Raw genomic sequence first — 23,234 nt, forward strand, 5'->3', positions numbered from 1 at the left:
GTCGGCCTCGCGTGCTCTCATGGAGCCGTGACTGCTCTGGATCTTGTGCGGGAGTTGCCCGACATCGAGGTGCTGCGGGCCCGGTGCCGGGCCATGGCCGCCCTGGAGATCGTGCTCAACGACGAGCCCGCCGCCCGCTACTTCGGCTATGACCCCGCCTGGACCCCGGAACGGGAACTCGCCTGGATGGCCAACGGTTCCGGCGATGAGTACTCGATCGTGTTCCAGGAAGCCGGGGTGTTCGTCCGGGGGTTCGACCACGAGTCCGCGATGAGCCCCTGTATCAACGACGACGGCGAACTCTGGCCCGGCCTGGTCGACGATCTGCCTACCGACTTCCACGACCTGGTCGAGGAACCCGCCTTCAGCGTGGACGATGTGCTGGCCGCGACCGTGGTGGTGTGGCGGCGGTGGAACGGGACCCGCTGGCAGACCGGGGAGCTGGTGTTCCCGGCCGGGGACGATCCGGATGGGGCGCGCTGGCTGTTCCAGGTTGTCGTGACCGACGGGCCCAACGGGTACCACGAGTTCGCGCAGGACTACTACCAGCGGAAACTGGACTATCGCGCGGTGCGTGAGGTGTGGCTGGGCGCGCCGGTCAGCGAGGCGCTGGCCCGGCGGCTGGCGCCCGAGGCGGACTGGGCGCGGGTGCGGGAGGAGGTGGCGGGCCTGGGTTACCCGCTCGGGTGAGGCCGAGCGGGCACCGGGTCAGGCCGCGTTGTGGTCAGGCCGCGTTGGCCTTGAGGGCCTTGAGCAGGCGGTCCAGGGAGCGGTCGATGCCCCAGCGGCGGCCCAGCGCGGCGAAGCGGGCCGGGTCGGCGGGGGTGGCGGGCAGCGCGTCCTCGCGGTACATCCGGACCGGGGCGTCCACCGCCACGTTGACCACCTTGGGCGCCACCGCCAGGTAGTCGGCGGCGGCGGTCAGGCTGGTGCGGGCGCGGGCGGTCAGCACCCGGTCCATCGGGTCGCCCACCGCCGCGATCAGCGCGTCCAGGGAACCGAACTGGGTGATCAGTTTGGCCGCGGTCTTCTCGCCGATGCCCGCCACGCCGGGCAGGCCGTCGCTGGGGTCGCCGCGCAGCACCGCCATGGCCGCGTAGGCCGCACCCGCCTCCTTCTCCGGCAGCGCGTACTTGGCGGCCAGTTCCAGGGGGCCGAAGGTCTCCGCCTTGGCGATGCCCTTGCCCACGTAGACCACCCGCACCGGCACCGGCTCGTCGCGCACCAGCTGGAACAGGTCGCGGTCGCCGGTGACCACCTCGACCGGGTCCTTGGACTCGGCGAAGGCCAGCGCGCCGATCACGTCGTCGGCCTCGTAGCCGTCGGCCTCCGCGGTGGCGATGCCGGCCGCGTCCAGCACGTCCAGGATCACCGGGACCTGCGGGGACAGCGTGTCCGGCACTTCTTCCTCGCTGCCGTCGGAGCCTTCGGCGACCCGGTGCGCCTTGTAGGAGGGCAGGGCCGCCACCCGGAAGGCCGGGCGCCAGTCCGCGTCCAGGCAGGCCACCAGACGGCCGGGCCGACGGTCGCCGATCAGCCGCGCGACCATGTCGGTGAAGCCGCGCACGGCGTTGACCGGGGTGCCGTCGGGGGCGGTCATCGACTCCGGCACGGCGTAGAAGGCCCGGAACCACAGGCTGGCCGCGTCGATCAGCACGAGGGGAGCGTTCACCCCGCACAGCCTGCCACGACCCACCGACAGAAATCGCCAAGAACCCTTTGCAAAGGATCCTTGGCGATTGTACGGTCGGCGGGTGAGCGAGGACGAACGCCCCCTGGAACGGGCCATCGAGCTGAACGCGCGCACCCTGCGCGGCCTGGCGCATCCGCTGCGCCTGGAGATCCTGGGCCTGCTGCGCGCCGACGGCCCGGCCACCGCTTCCGGACTGGCCGGGCGGCTCGGCGAGAGTTCCGGCACCACCAGCTGGCACCTGCGCCAGCTCGCCGAGTACGGCTTCATCGAGGAGGACCCGGACCGCGGCAACCGGCGGGATCGCTGGTGGCGGGCCCGGCACCAGTACACCGACTTCGAGTTCGGCGACTTCCTCAGCGATCCGGCCCACCGCGGCGCGATGGGCGCCTTCCTGCAGGAGATCGTCGACATCTACCACCGCAAGGCCACCGAGTTCGTGACGGGCGCGGCGAGCTGGCCGCGGGAGTGGATCGACGCGGCCGGGTTGTCCGACCGGCTGATGTGGCTGACCGCGGCGGAACTGACCGCGCTCAACGGCGAACTGGAACAGGTACTGGACCGCTACGAGCGACCACGCCGCGCGGGCGACACCTCCGTGGTCACCCAGTGGCAGTCCTTCCCGCGCAAGGGCCGGGAACCCAAGGGGGACAAGACATGAGCGTCCAGGAACTGACACCCGTGCGCCGCCGCCTGCCACTGGTGGCGTTGTTCGCGGCCAACGGGATCTCGGTGTGCGGCACCATGATGACCTTCCTGGCCATCCCGTGGTTCGTGCTGGAGACCACCGGCAGCTCGGCCCAGACCGGCCTGGTCGCCGCGGTCGAACTGATCGCGGTGGTGGCCTCCTCGGCGCTCGGCGGGCCCCTGATCGCCCGGTTCGGGATGCGCGGGGCCAGCGTGCTCTCCGACCTGCTCGCCGCCCTGGCCGTGCTGGCCATCCCGGTGCTGCACCTCACCGTCGGACTGGCGCTGTGGCAACTGGTGCTGCTGGTCGCGGTGCTCGGACTCAGCCGCGCGCCGGGGGAGACCGCGCGCGCCTCGGCAGTGCCCGACCTCGCCGAACTCGGCGGCACCCCTCTGGAACGCGCGGCCAGTGCCGCCGACGGGGCGTCCAGGGCGGCCAAGATGGTCGGGCCACTGCTCGCCGGGGTGCTGATCGCGGTCACCGGCGCGGCCGAGGTGCTCTTCGTGGACGCGGCCACCTTCGGCGTCTCCGCGCTGCTGATCGGCCTGTTCGTGCCCGGCGACCGCACCGGCGACACCCCGCGGACCCGGGGCGCGCGGGCCTACCTGGCCGATCTGCGCACCGGCATCGGCTACCTGCGCCGGGACCGGCTGATCGGCGCGATCACGCTGATGCTGATGGTCACCAACATGATGGACGCCGCCGTCTACTCGGTGCTCCTGCCCCGCTACGCCAAGGACGTGCTGGACAGCAGCGTCGCCCTCGGCGTGATCACCGGCGTGTTCGGCGGGGCCGCGCTGCTGGGCACCCTGCTCTACGGCTGGCTCGGACCGCGGCTGCCACGCTGGCCGATCTACACCCTGGCGTTCCTGGCCGTCGGCGCGCCCAAACAACTCCTGCTGCTGACCGAACCGGGGCTGCCCGCGCTGGTCGCGGGCATGGCGCTGATCGGCCTGCTCTGCGGGGCGATCAACCCGATCCTGTCCGTGGTCGAGTACGAACGGATCCCGGAGGAACAGCGGCCAGTCGTCTTCGGCGTGACCGCGGCCGGCTGCGCGGCAGGCATGCCGGTGGGCACCGTGCTCGCCGGAGTCTCCGTGGACGGCCTCGGACTGACCACCACCATGTGGCTGGCCGGTGGGCTGTACCTGGGCGCGACGCTGTGCCCGCTGGTATTCCGGGTGTGGCGGCAGATGGACCGCATAAAGTGAGCCCCATGTCGACGACGACCGGAGAGATTGACGTGCAGGCGCACACCGGCAGGCTGGCCAGGGCGGCGACCGCCGCGACCGCCGCCGGGGTGGACGCGCTGCTCGTCGCTGGGGGCTCGGACCTGCGGTACCTGCTCGGCGCGGGCGGGGACTCCTTCGAACGGCTCACCTGCCTGGTGCTGCCCGCCGAGGACGGCGCGCCGCCCGCGCTGGTGCTGCCCAAACTGGAAGCCCCCGGCTACGACGCGCTGCCGCTGGCACAGCTGGGCGTGGAACTGGTCACCTGGGTCGACGGCGAGGACCCGTACCGCCTGGTCGCCGACCTGCTCCAGTGCACCGGCCACGCGCCGAAGCGGGTCGCGGTGGCCGACGCGATGACCGCCCGGCACGTGCTGCCGCTGCGGGCCGCGCTGCCCGGCGCCGAGCAGGTCCTGGCCGGACCGGTGCTGCGCGAACTGCGGATGCGCAAGGACGCCAGTGAGATCGCCGGACTGCGCAAGGCCGGCGCGGCCATCGACCGGGTGCACGCGCGGATGGCCGAATGGCTCCAGGTCGGGCGCACCGAGGCCGAGGTGGGCGCGGACATCGCGGCCGCGATCGAGGCCGAAGGGCACACCCACGCCGAGTTCGTCATCGTCGGCTCCGGCCCCAACGGCGCCAGCCCGCACCACTCGCTGTCCGACCGGGTCATCCAGGCCGGGGACGTGGTGGTGGTCGACATCGGCGGCCCGGTCGCCGAGGGCTACAACTCCGACTGCACCCGCACCTACGTGCTGGGCACGCCCGCGCACGCCGACGTGGCCACCGGCTACGCCGCCCTGCTCGCCGCCCAGGAAGCCTCCGTGCAGGCCGTCCGCCCCGGTGTCACCGCGGAATCGGTGGACGCCGCGGGCCGCCAGGTGCTGGAACGGGCCGGGCTCGCCGAATACTTCGTGCACCGCACCGGCCACGGCATCGGCCTGGAGGTGCACGAGGAGCCCTACATCGTCGCGGGCAACGACCTGGTGCTGGAGCCGGGCATGGCCTTCAGCGTCGAACCGGGGGTGTACCTGCCGGGCCGGTGGGGCGCGCGGATCGAGGACATCGTGGTCGTTACGGAAACCGGTGTCGAGCGACTGAACAACCAGCCCCACGACCTGGTATCACTACCCGCGTGACGAATCTTGAGCCGATCGACCGCGCGATCCTGCGGGTGCTGTCCGAGGACGGCCGCTGCAGTTTCACCGATCTCGCGGAGAAGGTGGGGCTGAGCGTCTCGGCCGTGCACCAACGGGTGCGCAGGCTGGAGCAACGCGGGGTGCTCCGCGGCTACTCGGCAAGGCTCGACCACGAACAGGTCGGGCTGCCGCTGACCGCGTTCATCTCGCTCACCCCGATCGACCCGTCGGCTCCGGATGACTACCCGCAACGGCTGGCCGCCCTGCCCGAGGTGCAGTCCTGCTACTCGGTCGCCGGCGACGAGTCCTACATCCTGCTGGTCCGGGTGGCCAAGGCGACGGCCCTGGAGGATCTGCTGCGGCGGATCCGCGAGGTCGCCAACGTCTCCACCCGGACCACGGTGGTCCTCTCCACGCCATACGAGGACCGGCCACCAGCTGTCTAGGTAAGCGTGGTGCCTACACTCCGCTCACATGGGGAGTGACGAGCTGATCGCGGGCCGTTACCAGTTGCTGGCGAAATTGGGCAGTGGCGGCCAGGGCGAGGTCTGGCGGGCCCGCGACGTCGAGCTGAACCGCGTGGTGGCGATGAAGCGCTCCCGGGCGGACGACCGGGAGCAGGGCCAGCGGCAGACCCGCAGGGAAGCGGTCCAGGGCGCGGCGCTCACCCATCCGAACGTGATCATGGTGCTCACCTCGTTCACCGAGGGCCAGGACCACTGGGTGGTCACCGAGCACCTGGAATCCCGCGACCTGGCCAAGATCATCGACCAGGACGGAACGCTCTCCGCGGAGCGCGCGGCCCGGATCGGCGAGCAGGTGGCCGCCGCGCTGGCGGCCATCCACCGGGCCGGGATCGTGCACCTGGACGTCAAACCGGCCAATGTCCTGGTCACCGCGACCGGCCAGGCCAAGCTGACCGATCTGGGCATCGCCCGCTGGGCCGAGGAGACCGACCTGTCCGGCGACTCCCTGGACTTCACCCCCGGCTACGTCGCCCCCGAGGTCGCAGGCAACGCCGCCGCGACCAGCGCCGCCGACATCTTCGCCCTGGGCGCCACCGTCTACGCCGCGGTGGAGGGCCAGTCGCCGTGGGGCGGGGCTGGCGTGCGGCCGCAGGGCAAACTGGCCAGGGCCGCCGCCTGCCGGATGGACCCGCACCACCAGGACGGCCCACTGGGCAAGGTGCTGGATGTGTTGCTGCACAAGGATCCCTGGCGTCGGCCCACGGCCGAGGACGCGCGGGCCATGCTCGCCGAGGTAGCCGACGGGGCCGAGCTGACCCTGCGCGTCCCGTCGCCGCCGCCGCGCCGCCGCTGGCCGGTCTACACCGCGCTGGGCGCCGTGCTGGCGGTGGCGGCCGCCGCCGCGGTGTTCTGGCCGTGGGCCGACTCGCTGCCCGAGGACCGGCTGCGCCTGCTCGGCGACCCGCGCACCGTCGACCCGTGCGCGCTGACCGAGGTCGGCGCGCTGAGCCGGTTCGGCCAGGCCGTGCTGGACCAGGACTACGGCAACTTCAACCGCTGCCGGGTGCTGGTGCGGATGAAACCGGACGACCCGGCCGACGAGGTCAGCGTCCAGGTGCAGTTGCAGGGCTTCCCCGGCACCAGCACCCCCACGCCGACCGCCACCGTGATCGCCCCGATCCACCGTCCCGCGCAACGGGGCGATGAATGCGAACGCACCGTGCACCTGCCGGACGGCTACCGCATCCGCGTCCGGGCCGAGCACCTCCGCGACCGGCCCGCCCCGCTGTGCGATATGGCCGAGACCCTGACCACCGGCGTGCTCCAGGTGCTCACCCAGGGGCAGGTCAAGCGCCGCCCCACCGAGGCCCCGGAGAACTCCCTGGTCCGCCTGGACGCCTGCGCGCTGCTCACCCGCGCGGAGCTGTCCCCGGTCATCGGCGCGGCCGAGGCCGATCCCGGCTTCGCCGACTGGGACTGCGAGTGGGTGCGGGGCAGCCGCGAGATCCAGATCGAGTTCGACCGCAGGCCGCCGCTGGCCCAGCGCAAAGGCGGCCGGAGCGTCGATCTCGGCGCGGGTGTGGCGGGCCTGGTGAAGCCGGACAACGACGGTTGTGAGGTCGACATCCCGCACCGGCCGCTATCGGATGCCCTCGGCCGCCCCATGATCGAGGTGGTCCGGCTGCACCTGCGCGACAACACCGCGCCGGGGGAGCAGCTCTGCCGATCGCTGACCGAGCTGGCCAGGGCGGTGGCCGGGCGGTTGCCGCGGATCAGCTGAGGCCGGTGGCCTCGCGCAGGTCGGCGCCGGTGAGGTTGGCGCCGGTCAGCTGAGCCGAGGTGAGTTCCGCGCCCGCGAGGTCGGCGCCGGAGAGATCGGCCGAGGTGAGGTTCGCGCCGGTCAGGTTGGCCTGACGCAGCCGGGTGGTCCAGGCGGCGCCGGAGTTGTCCTCGCGGCGCAGGTCGGCGCCGGTGAAGTCGGTCTGCACCAGCACGCCGTCGCTCAGGTCGGCCGAGCGCAGGGTGGCGCGGGCCAGGTTGGCCCGGCTCAGGTCGGTGCCGGAGAGGTCGGCGCGATCCAGCTGGGCCTGGTGCAGGTCGGCCCCGGCCAGGCAGGCGCGGGTGAGGTTGAGCCGATCGCCCGCGGGGCTGCCGCGGCGGCCGATCACGGTGATCGCGGCCTGCACGTCCTCGGCCGGGCGTTGCAGGGCCTGGGCGGTGGCGCCGTCGCCGCAGTTCTCGATCGGGGCCCTGGTGCGCACGAACGCGGTCAGCACCTCGACCCCGCGCGGCGCGTCCTTGGCGGAGTCCCGGATCAGCCCGTCCAGGCCGTAGATCGCACCCAGCCGGACATCGAGCTTGTCCGAGCCGAGCTGGCCGACGGCCTCGGTGAACCGTTGCGCCACCTGGGTTCGCGTGCTCAGCGCGAGCTGCGCCTCGGTGGCGGCCAGCGAGCGCGAGGTGAACCACAGCGATCCCATCGCGGCCACCCCGACCACCAGCGCCGCCACCGGCAACACCCAGCCGCGCCGTCGTCCCGGCGGGGCCACGGGCGGTGCGCTCGGCGAGAAGTTGGGCGGGGCCAGGGGAACCGGCGCGGGCGGCGCGGCCGGGCGGACCCGGTTACGGCGGATGCGGCTGGCGGCGGTCAGCCGGGGACGTCGTCGGCGGGGACTGGACGGCATGCCACGGAATCTTGGCCGATCCGTCCAGCCCCGCCAACACCGGTAGGTAGGAGATTCAGGCTGGTTCCACCGGCACCCAGCCGTCCGGGTTGACCCCGCCGGGGATCGGCGCGGCCGGATCGTAGGGGGTGCGGGTGAAGATGAAGGTGTTGAGGTCCAGGTGGGTGGCGGTGCCGTCGGCGGCGCGCCCGATCCGCAGCAGCTCCCCGGCGTAGTAGCCGTCCAGGCCGGTCCAGGTGCCGTCCTCGTTGGCGCGGAAGCGGGAGGCGCGGCCCCGGCCGTTCCACGGGTTCAGGTCGAGCAGGCCGTCGGGCAGCAGCCGCAGCGCGTACGGGCTCGGTCCCCAGTACCACTGGCCGGTCAGCGCGAGCAGCGCCGGATCGGCGGCGGGCTGCGGCGTCCACTCGGCCGGGATGTGCGGCTCCAGCTCGTGCAGCAGGTCCAGCAGATCGGTGGCGACCGGGCCGGAGGGGCCGACGGTGCTGTTGGTCAGGTACAGCACCGCGGTGTCTTCCTTCGGGTCCACCCACACCGTGGAGACGAACCCCGGCATCGACCCGGTGTGCCCGGCCAGCCGCCTGCCCTTGTGCCGCACCAGTTGCAGCCCGAGGCCGTACCCGGCGCGCCACTCGTCGCCGTCGTCAACGGTGGCCGGTTCGCGCATCTCGGCCACGGTGTCCGGGTGCAGCACCTCGGCGGTGTCCCCGAGCAGGAACCGGGCCAGCCGGGACAGGTCGGGGATGGTGGACCAGAGCTGTCCGGCCGGGGCCATCGACCCGGCGTCGTGCGCGGGTTCGGCCAGCAGCACATCGGCCCACGGGTGCACCGCCCAGCCGTGCGCGTGCGGCGGCTTGGGCATGGTGGTGGTGCGCTGCATGCCCAGCGGCTCCAGGAGTTCGGCGCGCAGCGCGTCCTCCCAGGAGTGCCCGCGCAGCCGGGCGACGAGTTCGCCGAGCAGGCCGTAGCCGACGTTGGAGTAGTGGAACCGGCGGCCCGCCCGGTGCCGGACGTCCTCACCACGCAGGCCCTCGATCAGCTCGCTGGCCGGGTAGCCGGGGGCGCGCTCCCACCAGGGCCCGGGGGATTCGGCGGTGACGCCGGAGGTGTGCGAGAGCAGCTGGGCGATGCTCCGGTCACCCAGCGGGGTGCCGCTCAGGTGCTGGTCGAGCTGGTCGGACAGGTCGAGCTTGCCCGCGTCGCGCAGGCGCATGACCAGCAGTGCGATGAAGGTCTTGGTGATCGACCCGATGCGGTACTGGGTGTCGAGGGTGACCGGGGCCCCGTCGACCTGGCCGCGGGAGCCGCTCCAGATCAGCTCGCCGTCGCGGACCAGCCCCGCGGTGAGCGAGGGGAGCCGGCTGCCGGCCTGTTCAACGGCCACCCGCCGCACCAGCGCTCGTCGCGTGCCGGGCAGCAGCTCACTGGACGACATGGAAGGCTCTCCCTCGAACTGGCCGGACACTGGTGGTTTTCTTCCCGGCGGACGCTACCGCACTCGGTTGTGGCGGTACGCGGGAGGAAATACCGTGGTCGCCCGACCAGCGGCTGGGGGATGGGCATGAGCGTGCAGTGGCAGGCATGGCGGGACCGCCGCGGCGACCGGACCAGGGTGCTGTCCCGGCAACGGGCCCGGATCACCGAACTCATCGCCTACGCGCGCGAGCGCTCGCCCTACTTTCGATCCCACTACGCTGGCCTGACCAGGGATTTCCGCCTCACCGACCTGCCGCCGACCACCAAACCGGAGCTGATGGCCCGCTTCGACGAGTGGGTCACCGACCCCGAGGTCCGGCTGGCTGAGCTGAACGTGCACCTGGCTGACCCGGACCGCGTCGGCACTCTGTTCCGGGACCGGTACCTGGTGTCCACGAGTTCGGGCAGCAGCGGCGACCGCGCGGTGATCCTGCAGGACGAACCCATGCGCGCGGTCGCCAACACCCTGGGCGCCCTGCGCGCGATGCCCGCGCTGGGTGTGGGCCTGGTCCGCGAGATCGCCGCCGCGGGCGGCCGGATGGCCAGCCTGGTGGCCACTGACGGCCATTTCGGCGGCGTGGCCGCGGCCGAGTTCCAGCGCGCCCAGCGCAAGTCCAGGGCGCAGCGGCTGCGGGTGTTCTCGGTGCACGCGCCGATGGAGGAGACGGTGGCCGCGCTGAATGAGTACCAGCCGGCCATGCTCGGCGGCTACGCCACCGCCCAGGTCGGCCTGGCGCACGAACAGCTGGCCGGCCGCCTGCGCATCGCCCCGGTCCTGATCACCACCGGCGGCGAGGCCATTCCCGCCACCGACCGCGCACTGCTGGCCCAGGCCTTCGGTTCCGAGGTGCGCAACCAGTACGGCTGCTCGGAGTTCATGCTGCTGACCTTCGCCTGCGCCCTGGACCGCCTGCACATCAACGACGACTGGGCCATCCTGGAACCGGTGGACGACCGGGGACACCCGGTCAGCCCCGGCATCCCGTCCACCTCGGTTCTGCTGACCAACCTGGCCAACCGGGTCCAGCCCATCATCCGCTACAACCTGGGCGACTCCATCACCATCGACCCGGACATCTGCGGCTGCGGCCGCCAGTTCCCCACCGTGCGCGTCCAAGGCCGCACCAACGATCTCCTGGAACTACAAGCCCCCGACGGCAGCACAGTACGTCTGCTGCCCCTGGCCGTGACCACGGTCGTGGACGGCCTGCCCGGAGTCCGCCGCTTTCAGATAGTCCAAACCGCCCCGGCTCACCTGCACATCCGCCTGGACGCCACAAACAACGACGCCTGGCCCCACCTCCGCGACAAACTCGGCACCTACCTCGCCAGACAAGGCTTAGGCACCGTAGAAGTCACCCTGGACCACACCCCACCGCAACGCGATCCGGGCACCGGAAAATTCAAACTGGTCATAGTGCAGAAGTACTGACCGATTCCCCAGCGGACCCCCGCAACAACACCGAAGCCACCAATTCCGGGTCATCACTCATCGGCACATGCCCGCACCCAGGCAGTTCCACCAACCGGGCCTGCGGAGCCAGTTCCCGGGCCCGCAACCCCTGCCGCCGGGACAAGACCCGATCCCGGTCCCCCCAGGCAACGGTCACCGGCACGTCAGCCGGCACCACCCCGGAAAACCGAAACTCCCGCCCCACCCGCAATGCCACGTCAAACCCGGTGGCCTCCCGCAAAGCCCGCACCTCAGCCACCACAGCCGAAGCGGACCGAGCAGCAGGCCGCCCATAAATCATCCCCGTCAACAAAGTCCGGGCCACCCCAGACTCAGCCAACCGGGCCACCACCCCCGGCGGCGTAACCCGGGCCGCCCCCCGGCAAGTCCGCAAAACCCGAAAAGCCCAAGCCCGCTCCCGATCAGTCCACAACCCCGCGGGAGACAACGCGGTCACACTGCTGACCACTCCCCGCTGCCCCAGCAACAAGGCAACCAGTCCACCCATGGAATTCCCCGCGACATGCGGCCGCACCAACCCCAGCTCAGCGCAAAACTCCTGCACGACATCGGCGAGCAACCCCGGATGAACCCGAATCCCCTCCGCGAACATCGGCGAGGCCCCAAACCCGGGAAAGTCCAGCGCGAAAACATCCCGCTGCTCCGCCACCAGATCCAGCACGGGTTCCCAAGCCTGCCAGTGATGCCCAACCCCATGCAGCAACACCAACGGCGCCCCCGCACCGGCTCCGCGACGCTCGTAGACCAGCTCCATGGACCCACCATAGATCGAGAACCACCCAGTCCCGTATCCCCGGAAAGTGGGACCCCCAGCCCGCGCCCGCCGTCGACTTGGCCCAAGTGGTACGCCCAGTTTGGCCAACTATGCGTACGACTTGGGCCAACTCGACGTTCTCGCAGCCCTCACAGCATCCCCCGCCCGATCCCGGATATGTTGGCCCCATGGGGGAACGGCGATCCTGGGCCCGGTTAGGTGGCTTCATCCTGGTCGGCTGCCTGGCCACCATCTTCGGCTGCCTCCTACTCCTCCTCCTGACCGGCCACTTCAGCGTGCACTACACCGCCGACCACGACGGCACCCTCCCCCTCTGGCTGCTCACCGTCCCCGCCCTGCTGGCCATCGTCGTCACCCGCTTCATCCCACCGACCATCAAGTGGGAGAACCCCTTCCGCCTCGACCCACCCCGCACCCGCCTCGAAGCAGCCTGGCTCACCGCCCTCGCCGCCCTCTTCGCGATCATCATGGTCTTACCGGGCGCCCCACTCTGGTTCCTGATCGTCAAGCCAGTCCTGCTGATCGCGATCCCGCTCACCCTGTTCTGGTACCTGCGCCGCAACGGCGGCAAGCGCGAACGCTGGCGCCCCATGACCCCCACCCGCTGGATCGCGCCGCTCGCACCCGCCGCCGTTTTCCTCGGCCTCACCTATCTCCTGGGCGCCTACCCCGAATCCCGCCTCATCCCGGACGTCCAGACCATCCTCATCGTCTTCCTCTTCAACGCCGTCATCGAGGAACTGTTCTTCCGGCGCTGGCTGCAAACCCGCCTGGAGGCCGTGCTGGGACTGTGGCCCGGGATCGTGCTGGCCGCCGTGCTCTGGGCGGTGTGGCACATCGGGATCCAGTCCCACCACGGCGTCGGCCTCGGTGTGCTCACCGTGCTGGCGGGGCACGGTGTGCGCGGGATGTTCCTCGGCTATCTGTGGGCGCGGTACCGCAACTTCCCCGTCCTCCTGCTGGTGCACGGGATCATCAACGCGCCCTTCCTGCTCACCGGCCTGCGCTGACTCACCGGCCCACGCTGACCGCTCACACCACCGCCCCGGACTCCACCCGTCGCCGGGTCTGCGGCCGTGGCTTGGCCCGCCGACGCCCGGCCCCCGGTGACTTCCGGTCCAGCAGCACCGCCAGCGGCGAGGCCGTGGTCACCGTGGAGATCGTGCCCGCGACCACACCCACCAGCACCGCCAGCGCGAAGTCGGCCAGCGACCCGTCGCCCAGGAACAGCAGGCACAGCAACACCGCGAGCACACCGACACCCGTGTTCACCGTGCGCGGCAGGGTCTGCAGCACCGCGGTGCCCGCGATCTGGTGAAAATGTTCCTTGGGGCGCAACCCGCGTAGCTCGCGGACCCGGTCGAAGACCACCACCGAGTCGTTCACCGAGTAGCCGATCACCGTCAACAAGGCCGCCAGGAACACCGCGTCCATGGTGATCCCCAGCCAGGAGAACAAGCCCAGCAGGATCACGACGTCGGTGAGCAGCGCCGCCACCGTGGCCACACCCAGCCGCCAGTCGAACCGGATCGCCAGGTACGCCAGCTGCGCCGCGACCGCGATCGCCAGGGCCAGCAACGCCTTCGTGCGCAACTCCTCACCCAGGCTCGGCCCGATCAGCTCGCTGCGCACCTGTTCCGCGCCGCCGCCGAGCCCCGCCACGACCTGTTTCGCCTTGGCCGCCTGGGTTTCGTCCAGTGGCGCGGTCTTGATCGTCAGTTCCTTCTCGCCACTCGTGGACACCGTGGCCCGGTCGAAACCGGCCGCCTGCAACGCATCCCGGGCCGCGTCCGGGTTGACCTGCTGCTGGGTGGTGTACTCGATCAGCCTGCCGCCGGTGAACTCCACGCCCAGCTCCGGCCCCCGGATCACCAGCCCCAGCGCGATCAGCAGCGTGATCGCCCCGGTGGCCAGCAGCCAGCGCTTCGGGTTGGCGAACAAACCGCTGAACCGCCCGGTCAGCCAGGTCCGCACCCGGCCAAGGCTGCCCAGTCCGGTCAGCCACGGCCGTTTCGCCACGAACTCGTTGTCGCACACCGCGATCACCAGCACCCTGGTCAGCACCAGCGCGCTGAACAGCGAGGCCAGCACACCCACCGACAGGGTCACACCGAACCCGCGCACCGGCCCGGTGGCCAGGAAGAACAGCAATCCGGCTGCCAGCAGCGTGGTGACGTTGGAGTCCGCGATCGCCGACACCGCGCCCTTGAACCCGCCCTCCATGGCCCGGCTCAACCGCTGCCGTGGCGGCAGCCCGGATCTGCTGGCGAAGTCCTCCCTGGCCCGCTCGAACACCAGCACGTTCGCGTCCACCGCCATGCCCACCGCGAGCACCAGGCCCGCCAGCCCCGGCAAGGTCAGCGTCGCCCCGATCGCCAGCAGTGAGGAGTAGGACAGCGCCGCGTATCCGGCCAAGGCCAGCACCGCGAGGAAACCGACCAACCGGTAGACGAAGGTGAGGAACAACCCGGTGATGCCGATGCCGATCAGCGCGGCCCACGCGCTCGCCTCGATCGCCTGCGCGCCCAGGGTCGGGCCCACGGTCCGCTGTTCCAGGACCTCCACCGGCACCGGCAGCGCGCCGCCGCTGATCAACAGCGACAGCTCGTTCGCCTCGGCCTGGGTGAACTTGCCGGTGATCCGGGTGGTGCCGCCGCCCATCCCGGCCTGACAGCCCACCGACGGGTCCACCTGCGGCGAGGAGATCACCTTGTCGTCCAGCACGATCGCCACCCGGCGCTTCGGGTCACCCGGCGAGGAGCACGCCGCCTGACCGGTCAGCTTCCGCCAGCTCTCCCCGCCGGCCCCGGAGAAGTCGATCCCCACCTGCCAGCCGACCCCCTGCGGCACCGGCCCTGAACTCGCCCCGGACACGTTCTCGCCGGTCAGCGCGGCCGCGGCCAGCCGCAACGGCGCGCCGGACTCATCCGGCAGCACCTTCTCGCCCGGCCCCGGCGGCGTGCCCGGCGGCACCACGCCGAGCACCGGGTGCATGGTCAGCTGGGCGGTCCGGCCGAGCACCGCGACCGCTTCCTTCGGGTCCTGCACGCCGGGCAGTTCGACGATGATCCGGTTCTCCCCGGAGCGGACCAGCCCCGGTTCGGCCACGCCCAGGCTGTCCACCCGGCGGCGGATCACCTCCAGGGCGCGGTCGGTGGCATTGGCATCGGCGGTGACGGTCGGGGTGGACTTGGCCTCAAGCACGATCTGGGTGCCGCCGCGCAGGTCAAGGCCGAGGCGCGGGGCGGTGCTGAGCACGAGATAGGTGGCGGTGACGAGCACGGCGAGGGACAGCAGCCCGCGCACGAGAAGTCCCCGCCACGCCGAAGGGCGTGACATGGGTGAGGTTCCTCCAGGAGTGAGGTCCGTCCACAAAGGACGGTGTGAGGGTCAGCTTCCTGGAGTGGACGGCGGCCCTCTGGTGGGCGCCTGCCGCGGCCCGACACCGGCCGCGGCGTCGAGGGCGTTCTGATCGGTCGCGAAGTCGACGCTGGGCCGGGGGAACGCGGGCGCGGCCACCGGCAGTCCGGCGGGCAGCTCGGCGAAGTGCTGGTGCGCGTGCGGGTTGGCGATGGCCACCCGGTCGGCGTGGTTGAGCCGGGTGTCCCGATGGTCCGAAGAGGACCCACCGAGGTGGGTGGACACCGCGACCTCGTTGTCCGCCAACGTGATCGGCGCGGCCGTGGCCACCGGCGCGGCCACCAGCACCAGCAGCGCGGTGAGTAGCACGGCCTGGATCAGCCGGAGCAGCACAGCGTGCGGCGGGACCCGGTGCTCGCGCACGGTCCACCTCCTCAGCTCGGCTCCGACCCGGCCAGTCTAGAGGGTCAGTCCGGGATCAGCACCGTCATGGACTCGTCGGTATGCCGGAAGCCCGCCTTTTCGTACACCCGCCGCGCCGGATTCCCGTCCGTGACCGCCAGTCCGATCGCGGGCAGCCCGGCCCGCGCGCCCAGGGCAAGGGCCCGCCGCAGCAGCACCATGCCCAGCCCGCGGTAGCGCGGATCGGGGTCCCGGTAGACCTGCGAGATCCATGGCCCGAACATCGGCGGCTCGCCCTCGCGGTCGTTGACCACGATGACCCCGACCACCGCCTCGCCGTCCCACACCAGGCTGCTGCACGGCAGCACCGGCCCGAGCACCTCCCCGGCCAGCAGCCGGGCGAAATCCCGCCGCTCGGTCTCGGCGTCCAGCACATGGTCGACGTGGCCCGGTGGGAAGGCCAGCTGATAGGCGGGGTAGATCTCGTCCAGGGTCGCGGTGAACTCGCTGAACCGCAGTCCCGCGGGCAACGGTCCGGCCGTCCAGCCCGGGTCGACCGGCTGGGTGCGCAGGTCATAGCTGTAGCCGTGCCCGTGCCGGACGATCGTGCCGCCCTCGGCCTTGGCCGCGTGGCAGAGGTCCGGGGTGGAGCTGAACACCCAGCCCGCGCGCTCGGCGAAGAGCAGCTTGACCAGCGCCGCGGGCTCGATGCCCACCGGCTCCAGTTCGGCGGCGTAGGGCCGCTCCATCCGGGTGCGGCGGTCGTAGACGGCCACCACCCGGCCGCCGCCGTCGAGCAGTTCCTCACGCACTCGCCACTCCGTTCCCCCGCAGTGCGGGCGGCCACACCGAGATGTCCAGCACTCCGGTCGCATATGCCCTGGCCACCAGCGCGGTGCGGTTGGCCGCCTCGAACCGCTGGCAGAGCCGGGTGACGTGGTAGGTCACCCCGTCCGGGGTCAGGCCGAGCGCCGCCGCGATGGCCGCGGTGGTGTCCCCGGCGGCGACCCTAGTGATGATCTCCGCTTCCCGGGAACTGATTTCCGGCGGCGGGTCCGCGGGCGGCGGCTGCTCCGGATCGGCGGCCAGGGTCAGCAGCAACCCGGTCTCCACGTCCTTGACCAGCTGGATGGTCAGCTCCCCGGTGCGCTCGGTGCTCGCGCGACGCGGTTTCCAGCGCACCGCCAGCCGGCGCCGACCGCGCGCCCCGGAGGCGAACTCCCGCATCAGCCGATCGTGTTTCTCCTGGTCCCTGGCCTGCATCAGGGTGGTCAGCACGGTGCCGTGCAACCGGCCAGGGCTGCTGCCCAGCAGGGCGGCGAACTCCGGGTTGAGCATGCTCAGCGTGCCGTCGGGCAGGCAGATCGCGGCGGGCACCGAGATCCGGTCCAGCAGCGCCAGGAACCGGTTGCGCCACAACGCCGCGTCCCGCTGTGCGGTGCGGAACTCGGTGACGTCGAACAGGATCGTGCCCACGTGCGGCGGGCCCTGCGGCTGCGGCAACGGGAACCGGTACCCGGACCACTCGATCTCCCGCCCGTCCTGCTCGGTGCGCAGCCGCACCTGCCGGGCCGCCCCGGACAGCAGCACCGCCGCGTTCTGCTCCACCGACTGCTCGGCCAGATCCGGCGGCAGCACCTCCGGCACGGTCCGCCCGACCACCTCGCCGACCGGCCGGTCGAGCAGCCGGTGGCCGGCGTCGCCGAACCAGACATAGCGGTGCTGGGCGTCGGTGATCATGGCCAGCACCGGCACGTGCGCGACGAACTGGGCCAGCCGCTGCTCGGCCGCGGCCAGCGCCGCCCGGTCGGCCAGCCAGTCCCCGACGTCCACCGCGACCATGCCCAGCAACGGTTCCCCGTCCGCCGGGTGCAGCAGCAGCTTGTGCCCGGCCAGCCACACCTGCCTGCCCGAGCGCCCCGGCAGCGCGGTCGGCACCGGATCGCTCGGCCGCCAGCGCACCGGCTGTCCGGTCCGCCACACCCGCGCGTCCTCGGCGTCCACCGGCGCGGCCAGTTCCGGCCCCAGCCAGTCGGCCAGGGTGCTGCCCGCGATCTCGGCCGCACCTGCCCCGATCAGCTCGCGGTAGCTCGGCGAGGCCCAGGTGAACCGGCCGGTCCGGTCCCGCAGCGAGGCCAGCGCGCCCGAGGCGGCCAGCAGTTCGGCCAGACCGATCCGGGACAGCGATTCGCGCACAAGGAGGAAACCTAGCCGAGGACTACAAGATTGTGTAGTGCGATGGTCGGAGACGCCGGATCGGCGCTGGCACTGTTGATCTCGACAGGACAAGCGCGCACAGCGAAATCGGGGATTCGAGATGGGCATCGCACACACAACCGACCGGGCCGGACTGCCGCACCCGGCCAACCGTCTGCCGGTGATCGGCGATGTGCTCGGCGCGCCGTCGGACCGCCTGGTGCAGAGCGCGATGGACGACGCCAGGGCGCTGGGCCCGATCTTCACCCGCAAGTTCTTCGGCACCGAGGTCGTCTTCGTCTCCGGCGCCGACCTGGTCGCCGAACTCGCCGACGAGGACCGTTTCGCCAAGCACGTGGGCAACTCCCTGGTCACCATCCGCGGCCTCACCGGCGACGGCCTGTTCACCGCCTTCAACGACGAGCCCAACTGGGCCAAGGCGCACGACATCCTGCTGCCCGCCTTCGCCATGTCCTCGATGCGCACCTACCACCCGACCATGCTCGACGTCGCCCGCAAGCTCATCGGCTCCTGGGATCAGCACGCCGGAAAGTCCACTGTGGACATTTCGAGGGACATGACCAAGCTGACCCTGGACACCATCGGCCTGGCCGGTTTCGGCTACGACTTCGGCTCCTTCGCGAGCGCGGACACGCACCCGTTCATCACCGCCCTGGTCCGCGGCCTGGCCTTCGCCCAGGCCAAGAACCGGCACATCCCGGGGATGGACTTCCTCTACCGCAAGGGCAATGAGCAGTTCGCCGCGGACGTGGCCTTCCTTAACGGCGTGGTGGACGAGGTGATCAAGGAGCGCATCGCCAGCGGGGACACCAGCACCGACGACCTGCTGGGCCTGATGCTCAACGCCCCGCACCCCAAGTCTGGGGAGACCCTGGACGAGGTCAACATCCGCAACCAGGTGGTCACCTTCCTGATCGCCGGGCACGAGACCACCTCCGGCACGCTGTCCTTCGCGCTGCACTTCCTGACCAAGAACCCGGCCGTGCTGGCCCGCGCCCAGGCCGAGGTGGACGCGCTCTGGGGCGATGCCGAGGACCCGGACCCGAGTTTCGAGGACATCGGCAAACTGCGCTACGTCCGGCAGATCCTCAACGAGACGCTGCGACTGTGGCCGACCGCGGCCGTCTTCGCCCGCCAGGCCTTGCGGGACACCGAGATCGGCGGCAAGTACCCGGTGGCCAAGGGCGAGGCGATGCTGGTGCTGACCCCGATGCTGCACCGGGATCCGGTGTGGGGCGACAACGTGGAGGCCTTCGACCCGGAGCGCTTCACCCCCGAACGCGAGCGGGACCGCCCGGTGCACGCGTTCAAGCCCTTCGGCACCGGCGAGCGGGCCTGCATCGGCCGCCAGTTCGCCCTGCACGAGGCGACTTTGTTGCTGGGCCTGCTGATCCACCGCTTCCGCTTCCTGGACCAGGACAACTATCAGCTCAAGGTCAAGGAAACGCTGACCCTCAAACCCGAGGGCCTGCACCTGGGCCTGGCCAGGCGCACCAGCGCGGACCGGCGTCAGCCCGCGGTCGCCGAGATCGCGCACGCCACCGCGAAGACGGCTGGCCGGATGCGGCAGGGCACCAGGCTGACCGTGTTGCACGGTTCCAACCTGGGCACCTGCCGCACCCTGGCCAAGGAAATCGCCGAGGCAGGGGAGCAGCACGGCTGCGACGTTTCCGTTGACCCGTTGGACGTCGCCACTCGGTCGTTGCCGGCCGGCTCCCCAGTGGTGATCGTCGCGGCATCCTACAACGGCCGTCCGACCGACGACGCGACCGAGTTCTGGAACTGGCTCAACCAGGCCGAACCCGGCTCCCTGGACGGCGTCCGGTACGCGCTGCTCGGCGTCGGCGACCGCAACTGGGCCGCCACCTACATGCACGTGCCCACCGCCCTGGACGCCCGGCTCACCGAACTCGGCGCCACCCGGCTGCTCGACCGCGGCGAGGCCGACGCCTCCGGCGACCTGGCAGGCGCGGTCACCGACTGGAGCGAACAGCTCTGGACCGCGCTGCTGGCCGAGTACGGCGACCCGGACGCGGTGTCCACAGTGGACACCAGCGAGGGTCCGAGGTACGCGGTGCGCAGGCTGTCCGGCCCGGTCACCGCGGCCCGCGACGCCCGGCACGAGGTGCAGCCGATGACCGTCCTCGACACCGCCGACCTGGCCGAGCTGGAGCACCCGCTGGGCCGGTCCAAGCGGTTCCTGCGGATCGCGCTGCCCGAGGGCGTGACCTACCGCACCGCCGACCACCTCACCGTGCTGCCAGCCAACGATCCGGCCCAGGTCGAGCGCGCCGCCCGGCTGCTGCGGCTGGACCTGGACGACGTCCTGGAGATCGCCGACCGCCGCCCCGGCCGTGGCGCGCTGGGCATCGACCGCCCGGTCACCGCCCGCGCCCTGCTCACCCACTTCGTCGAGTTGCAGGACCCGGCCACCCCCGCCCAGCTCAGCACCCTGGCCGCGATCAACCCGTGCCCGCCGGAGCGCAAGGCCCTGGAAGCCCTTGCCGCGCAACCGGATGGCCGCGGCGTTCTGGACCTCCTGGAGGTCAACCCGGCCTGCCAACTCACCCTGGACATCGCCCTCGAACTGCTGCCGCCGCTGCGCCCCCGGCACTACTCGATCTCCTCCTCGGCCGCGAGCCAGCCGGGCGCGGTCGACCTGATGGTGTCGTTGCTGGCAGCCCCATCCCGTTGCGCCGACGGCACCTTCCGCGGCATCGGCTCGGCCTACCTGACCGGCCTGCGCCCCGGTGACACCGTCCTGGCCAAGGTGCAGCCCTGCCGGGAGGCGTTCCGGCTCGACCCCGCCGCCGACCACCCGGTGATCATGATCAGCGCGGGCACCGGCCTGGCCCCCTTCCGCGGCGCCATCGCCGACCGCCTCGCCGCCGGCAACACCGGCCCGGCGCTGTGCTACTTCGGCTGCGACCACCCCGAGGTCGACTACCTGCACCGCGCCGAGCTGGAAGCCGCCGAGGCCGCGGGCGTGATCTCGATGCGGCCCGCGTTCTCCCAGGCGCCGGTGCGGGACGTGCGGTTCGTGCAGCACCGCATCGCCGCCGAGGGCGAGCAGGTGTGGCAGCTTCTGGACAGCGGCGCGGCGGTCTACGTCTGCGGCGACGGCGCCCGGATGGCCCCCGGCGTGCGCGCCGCCTTCCTCGACCTGCACCGCAAGCACACCGGCGGCGACCAGAGCGCCGCCGAAGCCTGGCTCGCGGACCTCATCGCGCAGGACCGTTACATCGAAGACGTCTACTCAGGATGACGTACCCCCGGCTCAAGCGCACAATGGCTGTCCACAGTGGAATGATGAAGGAGCAGTTCTGATGGGTGTCGTGGCGGGGATCCTGGTCGGGTTGGTCGCGCTGATCCACGTGTACATCCTGGTGTTGGAGATGTTCCTGTGGACCACCCCACGGGGCCAGAAGGCGTTCGGGCTCACCCCCGAGTTCGCCGAGGCGACCAAGACCCTGGGCGCGAACCAGGGGCTGTACAACGGATTCCTGGCCGCAGGCCTGATCTGGTCGCTGATCGCGGCCGACCCGGTCGGCTACCAGGCGAAGATCTTCTTCCTGGCGTGCGTGTTCGTCGCCGGGGTCTACGGCGCGGCCACGGCCAGCAAGAAGATCCTCTACGTCCAGGTGGTGCCCTCGGTGCTGGCCCTGGTCGCGGTCTTCGTGGCCGGCTGAGTCACCAGGTGGGATAGCAGTGCAGGAACCCGCTTGAGGTGGGCGGGTTCGCGCTGAACTCCGCGACGGCGTCCCGGCTCAACAACTCGGTCGCCGCGCGGAGTTCCAGTTTGTCCAGCCAGTCCTTGGGCAGCGCGGACATCCCATGCGCCGCGCCGAAGAGGTTCCCGGCGATCGCGCCGGTGGAATCGCTGTCCCCGGTGTGGTTGACCGCCACCCGCATGGTCTCCCGGAACTCGCCGCCGCCGTGCAGGAACGCGTACAACCCGATCGCCAGGGCCTCCTCGCCGACCCAGCCGCCGCCCAGTTCGCGTTCGATCCGCTCCGGCGTGGTCGAGTCGATCGGACCGCCCAGCCGCACCGCGCCCTCGATCGCTGCCAGGGTTTCCTCGTGCTGGTCATAGCCGCGCAGGATCTGCTCGGCCTTGTCGACGGCCACGTTGATGTGCGCGCCGTGGAAGAGCGCCCACACCATCACCGCCAGGCAGCCCGCGGACAGGTAGCCGCTGGGATGGGTGTGAGTGAGCGCGGCGCCGGCCGCGGCGATCCGGAACACCTCGGCCGGATCGTTGCCCCACAAGGCGACCGGGGCCGCGCGCATCACGCCGCCGCAGCCCTTGGAGTTGTTGATTTTGTGGGTGAACGAGCCCGGCGCCTGGCCGCGGCCGATGTCCTCCAGCGCGCGGATGCAGGTCTTGCCGGGGGCGCGGCGGTCGAACAGGTCAGGCTCGCGAATCAGCCAGCCGTCCGGCCGCGGATGCGCCTCGGCGAGTGCGCCCAGCGCGTCGGCCCACGGATAGCCCTGGGTGTGCAGCCAGCGCTGGTAGGCCGAGAGCAGGAACGGCACCGGATCGGTGGCCCCGTGCTGCCGCTGATGCACGTGCGCCCGGACCATCCCCTCCAGGGTGAACAGGGTCATCTGGGTGTCGTCGGTGATCGCGCCGACCTTGCCGTAGGCGGCGACCAGGTCGGTCAGACCGTCCGCGCCGTGCCGCCGCCGGATCGAGGTGATCGACTCGAATTCGACGTCCGCGCCCAGCGCATCGCCGATGGCGCCGCCCAGCATGCAGCCCAGCACACGGTCTTCCCAGGTCACCCGCAGCCTCCCCGATCGGTGTTCGTCCCGGCCGGCCGGCACACCGGTCAAGCCGAGGCCAGATCTTGCCAGGGTAGCCCGATCGCCGGGCACGCGGTGCGCCCTTCGGCGTAATCACCCCCGGCGGTCCGGTACCGCTCCGGTGGCGTGGATCGGTTGCGCGGCAACGTCATCGGGCCCGGATCTTGGTCAGGTCGTTGTACAGGGTGGCCCGGGAGACACCCAGGTGCTCGGCGACCCTGGCGGCCGAGCGCTGCACCGCGAACACCCCGCGCCGGTCCAGCGCGGCGATGATCCGGCGGCGGTCGGCCCGGTCGGTGCGGTCGCAGCCGCCCTCCTCGGCGATCACCGCGTCCACCACCTGGTCCACATCGTCGGAGAACACGGTGACCGGCGCGGGTTCCAGGGGCCCGGCGAGTCCGGCGAGGGTGTCGGCGGCCTGGCGCAGCGCGGTGACGTCCAGGTTGACGCACAACGCGCCGATCACCTTGCCGCGCAGGCGAAGCAGCATGGTGGAGGAGCGCAGCAGGCGGCCGTCCGGGGTGCGGGTCAGGTAGTTGAGCCGGTCCTCGGCCTCAGCGCCAGCGGCGAGCAGTCCGAGCCCGATCGCACTCATCGCGCCACCGACATGCCGTTCGGTCACCGAGCCGCTGATCGCGACCACGCTCGCCTCGGGCCTGCGGTAGTCGTGCAGGACGATCTCGGCGGTGGGGCCGAAGGTGGCGGCCAGGCCGTCGACCAGCGGGCGCACCGAGTCGAACAGGTCGTCGGCGGCGCGGTCCATCGTGTCGCTCACCACCTCAGCCTAGACCGGACTTGACAATCTGTCCAAGTTTTCTAGACGATCAGTC

At 71.5% G+C, this 23,234-nt stretch carries 20 protein-coding genes; 10 read left to right on the forward strand and 10 right to left on the reverse strand.

Annotation, left to right across the window (positions count from 1 at the left end; translation table 11 throughout):
• The first annotated feature begins 27 nt into the window (after positions 1-27).
• On the forward strand, positions 28-690 hold the full coding sequence (locus tag ACTOWY_RS31025; protein WP_441313154.1) for a hypothetical protein: 663 nt from the start codon (positions 28-30) through the stop codon (positions 688-690).
• Positions 691-724: 34 nt separating this feature from the next.
• Here ACTOWY_RS31025 and ACTOWY_RS31030 read toward each other — a convergent pair whose 3' ends face one another.
• On the reverse strand, positions 725-1,672 hold the full coding sequence (locus ACTOWY_RS31030; RefSeq protein WP_441313155.1) for a 5'-3' exonuclease: 948 nt from the start codon (positions 1,670-1,672) through the stop codon (positions 725-727).
• Between the two features lie 82 nt (positions 1,673-1,754).
• Between ACTOWY_RS31030 and ACTOWY_RS31035 the strand changes: the two genes are divergently transcribed.
• From ACTOWY_RS31035 to ACTOWY_RS31055, 5 genes are read left to right on the forward strand one after another with little or no spacing between them, the layout of a single operon-like run.
• The gene (locus ACTOWY_RS31035) at positions 1,755-2,351 is read left to right on the forward strand and encodes a helix-turn-helix domain-containing protein (RefSeq protein ID WP_441313156.1); all 597 of its coding nucleotides are present in this window, start codon (positions 1,755-1,757) and stop codon (positions 2,349-2,351) included.
• On the forward strand, positions 2,348-3,589 hold the full coding sequence (locus ACTOWY_RS31040; RefSeq protein ID WP_441313157.1) for an MFS transporter: 1,242 nt from the start codon (positions 2,348-2,350) through the stop codon (positions 3,587-3,589). Before ACTOWY_RS31035 ends, ACTOWY_RS31040 begins: the two co-directional genes overlap by 4 nt.
• A 5-nt stretch (positions 3,590-3,594) precedes the next feature.
• A complete protein-coding gene (locus tag ACTOWY_RS31045) occupies positions 3,595-4,746 on the forward strand; it encodes a M24 family metallopeptidase (protein WP_441313158.1) in 1,152 nt (383 codons plus the stop codon).
• Positions 4,743-5,192, forward strand: coding sequence for an Lrp/AsnC family transcriptional regulator (locus ACTOWY_RS31050; RefSeq protein ID WP_247763698.1), 450 nt, complete (start codon positions 4,743-4,745; stop codon positions 5,190-5,192). The genes ACTOWY_RS31045 and ACTOWY_RS31050 overlap by 4 nt, the downstream gene beginning before the upstream one ends.
• 28 nt (positions 5,193-5,220) lie before the next feature.
• Positions 5,221-6,993, forward strand: a complete 1,773-nt coding sequence (locus ACTOWY_RS31055) for a serine/threonine-protein kinase (RefSeq protein ID WP_441313159.1) — start codon at positions 5,221-5,223, stop codon at positions 6,991-6,993.
• Here the strand turns inward: ACTOWY_RS31055 and ACTOWY_RS31060 are convergent.
• Both ACTOWY_RS31060 and ACTOWY_RS31065 read right to left on the reverse strand, forming a co-directional pair.
• Positions 6,986-7,897, reverse strand: a complete 912-nt coding sequence (locus tag ACTOWY_RS31060; RefSeq protein ID WP_441313160.1) for a pentapeptide repeat-containing protein — start codon at positions 7,895-7,897, stop codon at positions 6,986-6,988. The genes ACTOWY_RS31055 and ACTOWY_RS31060 overlap by 8 nt on opposite strands.
• A 55-nt stretch (positions 7,898-7,952) precedes the next feature.
• Positions 7,953-9,329, reverse strand: coding sequence for a serine hydrolase domain-containing protein (locus ACTOWY_RS31065; RefSeq protein WP_441313161.1), 1,377 nt, complete (start codon positions 9,327-9,329; stop codon positions 7,953-7,955).
• Between the two features lie 126 nt (positions 9,330-9,455).
• Between ACTOWY_RS31065 and ACTOWY_RS31070 the strand changes: the two genes are divergently transcribed.
• The gene (locus ACTOWY_RS31070) at positions 9,456-10,802 is read left to right on the forward strand and encodes a phenylacetate--CoA ligase family protein (protein ID WP_441313162.1); all 1,347 of its coding nucleotides are present in this window, start codon (positions 9,456-9,458) and stop codon (positions 10,800-10,802) included.
• On the opposite strand, the gene ACTOWY_RS31075 is transcribed toward ACTOWY_RS31070, so the two are convergent.
• Positions 10,783-11,598, reverse strand: a complete 816-nt coding sequence (locus ACTOWY_RS31075; protein ID WP_441313163.1) for an alpha/beta fold hydrolase — start codon at positions 11,596-11,598, stop codon at positions 10,783-10,785. The two genes, ACTOWY_RS31070 and ACTOWY_RS31075, sit on opposite strands and share 20 nt — an antisense overlap.
• A gap of 188 nt (positions 11,599-11,786) precedes the next feature.
• Between ACTOWY_RS31075 and ACTOWY_RS31080 the strand changes: the two genes are divergently transcribed.
• On the forward strand, positions 11,787-12,629 hold the full coding sequence (locus tag ACTOWY_RS31080) for a CPBP family intramembrane glutamic endopeptidase (protein WP_441313164.1): 843 nt from the start codon (positions 11,787-11,789) through the stop codon (positions 12,627-12,629).
• 22 nt (positions 12,630-12,651) lie between these two features.
• Here the strand turns inward: ACTOWY_RS31080 and secD are convergent, their stop codons facing one another.
• The 4 genes from secD to ACTOWY_RS31100 all read right to left on the reverse strand — a co-directional run bounded on the left by secD (position 12,652) and on the right by ACTOWY_RS31100 (position 17,577).
• Positions 12,652-14,925: a protein translocase subunit SecD gene (secD, locus tag ACTOWY_RS31085; RefSeq protein ID WP_441313165.1), complete on the reverse strand. Its 2,274-nt coding sequence runs from the start codon at positions 14,923-14,925 to the stop codon at positions 12,652-12,654.
• An 84-nt stretch (positions 14,926-15,009) separates the two neighbouring features.
• On the reverse strand, positions 15,010-15,402 hold the full coding sequence (locus ACTOWY_RS31090; RefSeq protein ID WP_441313166.1) for a hypothetical protein: 393 nt from the start codon (positions 15,400-15,402) through the stop codon (positions 15,010-15,012).
• A gap of 44 nt (positions 15,403-15,446) precedes the next feature.
• Positions 15,447-16,193 carry a GNAT family N-acetyltransferase gene (locus tag ACTOWY_RS31095; protein ID WP_441313167.1) on the reverse strand — a complete coding sequence of 249 codons (747 nt, stop codon included), beginning with the start codon at positions 16,191-16,193 and terminating at the stop codon, positions 15,447-15,449.
• Positions 16,186-17,577, reverse strand: a complete 1,392-nt coding sequence (locus ACTOWY_RS31100; protein ID WP_441313168.1) for a PAS domain-containing protein — start codon at positions 17,575-17,577, stop codon at positions 16,186-16,188. The genes ACTOWY_RS31095 and ACTOWY_RS31100 overlap by 8 nt, the downstream gene beginning before the upstream one ends.
• Before the next feature lie 121 nt (positions 17,578-17,698).
• Between ACTOWY_RS31100 and ACTOWY_RS31105 the strand changes: the two genes are divergently transcribed.
• A complete protein-coding gene (locus tag ACTOWY_RS31105) occupies positions 17,699-20,863 on the forward strand; it encodes a bifunctional cytochrome P450/NADPH--P450 reductase (RefSeq protein ID WP_441313169.1) in 3,165 nt (1,054 codons plus the stop codon).
• 61 nt (positions 20,864-20,924) lie between these two features.
• Positions 20,925-21,287: a DUF1304 domain-containing protein gene (locus ACTOWY_RS31110; protein WP_441313170.1), complete on the forward strand. Its 363-nt coding sequence runs from the start codon at positions 20,925-20,927 to the stop codon at positions 21,285-21,287.
• Position 21,288: 1 nt separating this feature from the next.
• On the opposite strand, the gene ACTOWY_RS31115 is transcribed toward ACTOWY_RS31110, so the two are convergent.
• Both ACTOWY_RS31115 and ACTOWY_RS31120 read right to left on the reverse strand, forming a co-directional pair.
• Positions 21,289-22,383: an ADP-ribosylglycohydrolase family protein gene (locus ACTOWY_RS31115; RefSeq protein ID WP_441313171.1), complete on the reverse strand. Its 1,095-nt coding sequence runs from the start codon at positions 22,381-22,383 to the stop codon at positions 21,289-21,291.
• Positions 22,384-22,552: 169 nt separating this feature from the next.
• Positions 22,553-23,179: a helix-turn-helix transcriptional regulator gene (locus ACTOWY_RS31120; RefSeq protein WP_441313172.1), complete on the reverse strand. Its 627-nt coding sequence runs from the start codon at positions 23,177-23,179 to the stop codon at positions 22,553-22,555.
• Positions 23,180-23,234: the final 55 nt, after the last annotated feature.

Source organism: Crossiella sp. CA198, from assembly GCF_052078295.1.
GTDB lineage: Bacteria > Actinomycetota > Actinomycetes > Mycobacteriales > Pseudonocardiaceae > Crossiella.

Coding starts and splice junctions, on each gene's coding strand:
- ACTOWY_RS31040 (WP_441313157.1), top strand. CDS start 2,348: ATGAGCGTCCAGGAACTGACACCCGTGCGCCGCCGCCTGCCACTGGTG.
- ACTOWY_RS31045 (WP_441313158.1), top strand. CDS start 3,595: ATGTCGACGACGACCGGAGAGATTGACGTGCAGGCGCACACCGGCAGG.
- ACTOWY_RS31055 (WP_441313159.1), top strand. CDS start 5,221: ATGGGGAGTGACGAGCTGATCGCGGGCCGTTACCAGTTGCTGGCGAAA.
- ACTOWY_RS31060 (WP_441313160.1), bottom strand. CDS start 7,897: ATGCCGTCCAGTCCCCGCCGACGACGTCCCCGGCTGACCGCCGCCAGC.
- ACTOWY_RS31065 (WP_441313161.1), bottom strand. CDS start 9,329: ATGTCGTCCAGTGAGCTGCTGCCCGGCACGCGACGAGCGCTGGTGCGG.
- ACTOWY_RS31070 (WP_441313162.1), top strand. CDS start 9,456: ATGAGCGTGCAGTGGCAGGCATGGCGGGACCGCCGCGGCGACCGGACC.
- ACTOWY_RS31075 (WP_441313163.1), bottom strand. CDS start 11,598: ATGGAGCTGGTCTACGAGCGTCGCGGAGCCGGTGCGGGGGCGCCGTTG.
- ACTOWY_RS31080 (WP_441313164.1), top strand. CDS start 11,787: ATGGGGGAACGGCGATCCTGGGCCCGGTTAGGTGGCTTCATCCTGGTC.
- ACTOWY_RS31105 (WP_441313169.1), top strand. CDS start 17,699: ATGGGCATCGCACACACAACCGACCGGGCCGGACTGCCGCACCCGGCC.
- ACTOWY_RS31110 (WP_441313170.1), top strand. CDS start 20,925: ATGGGTGTCGTGGCGGGGATCCTGGTCGGGTTGGTCGCGCTGATCCAC.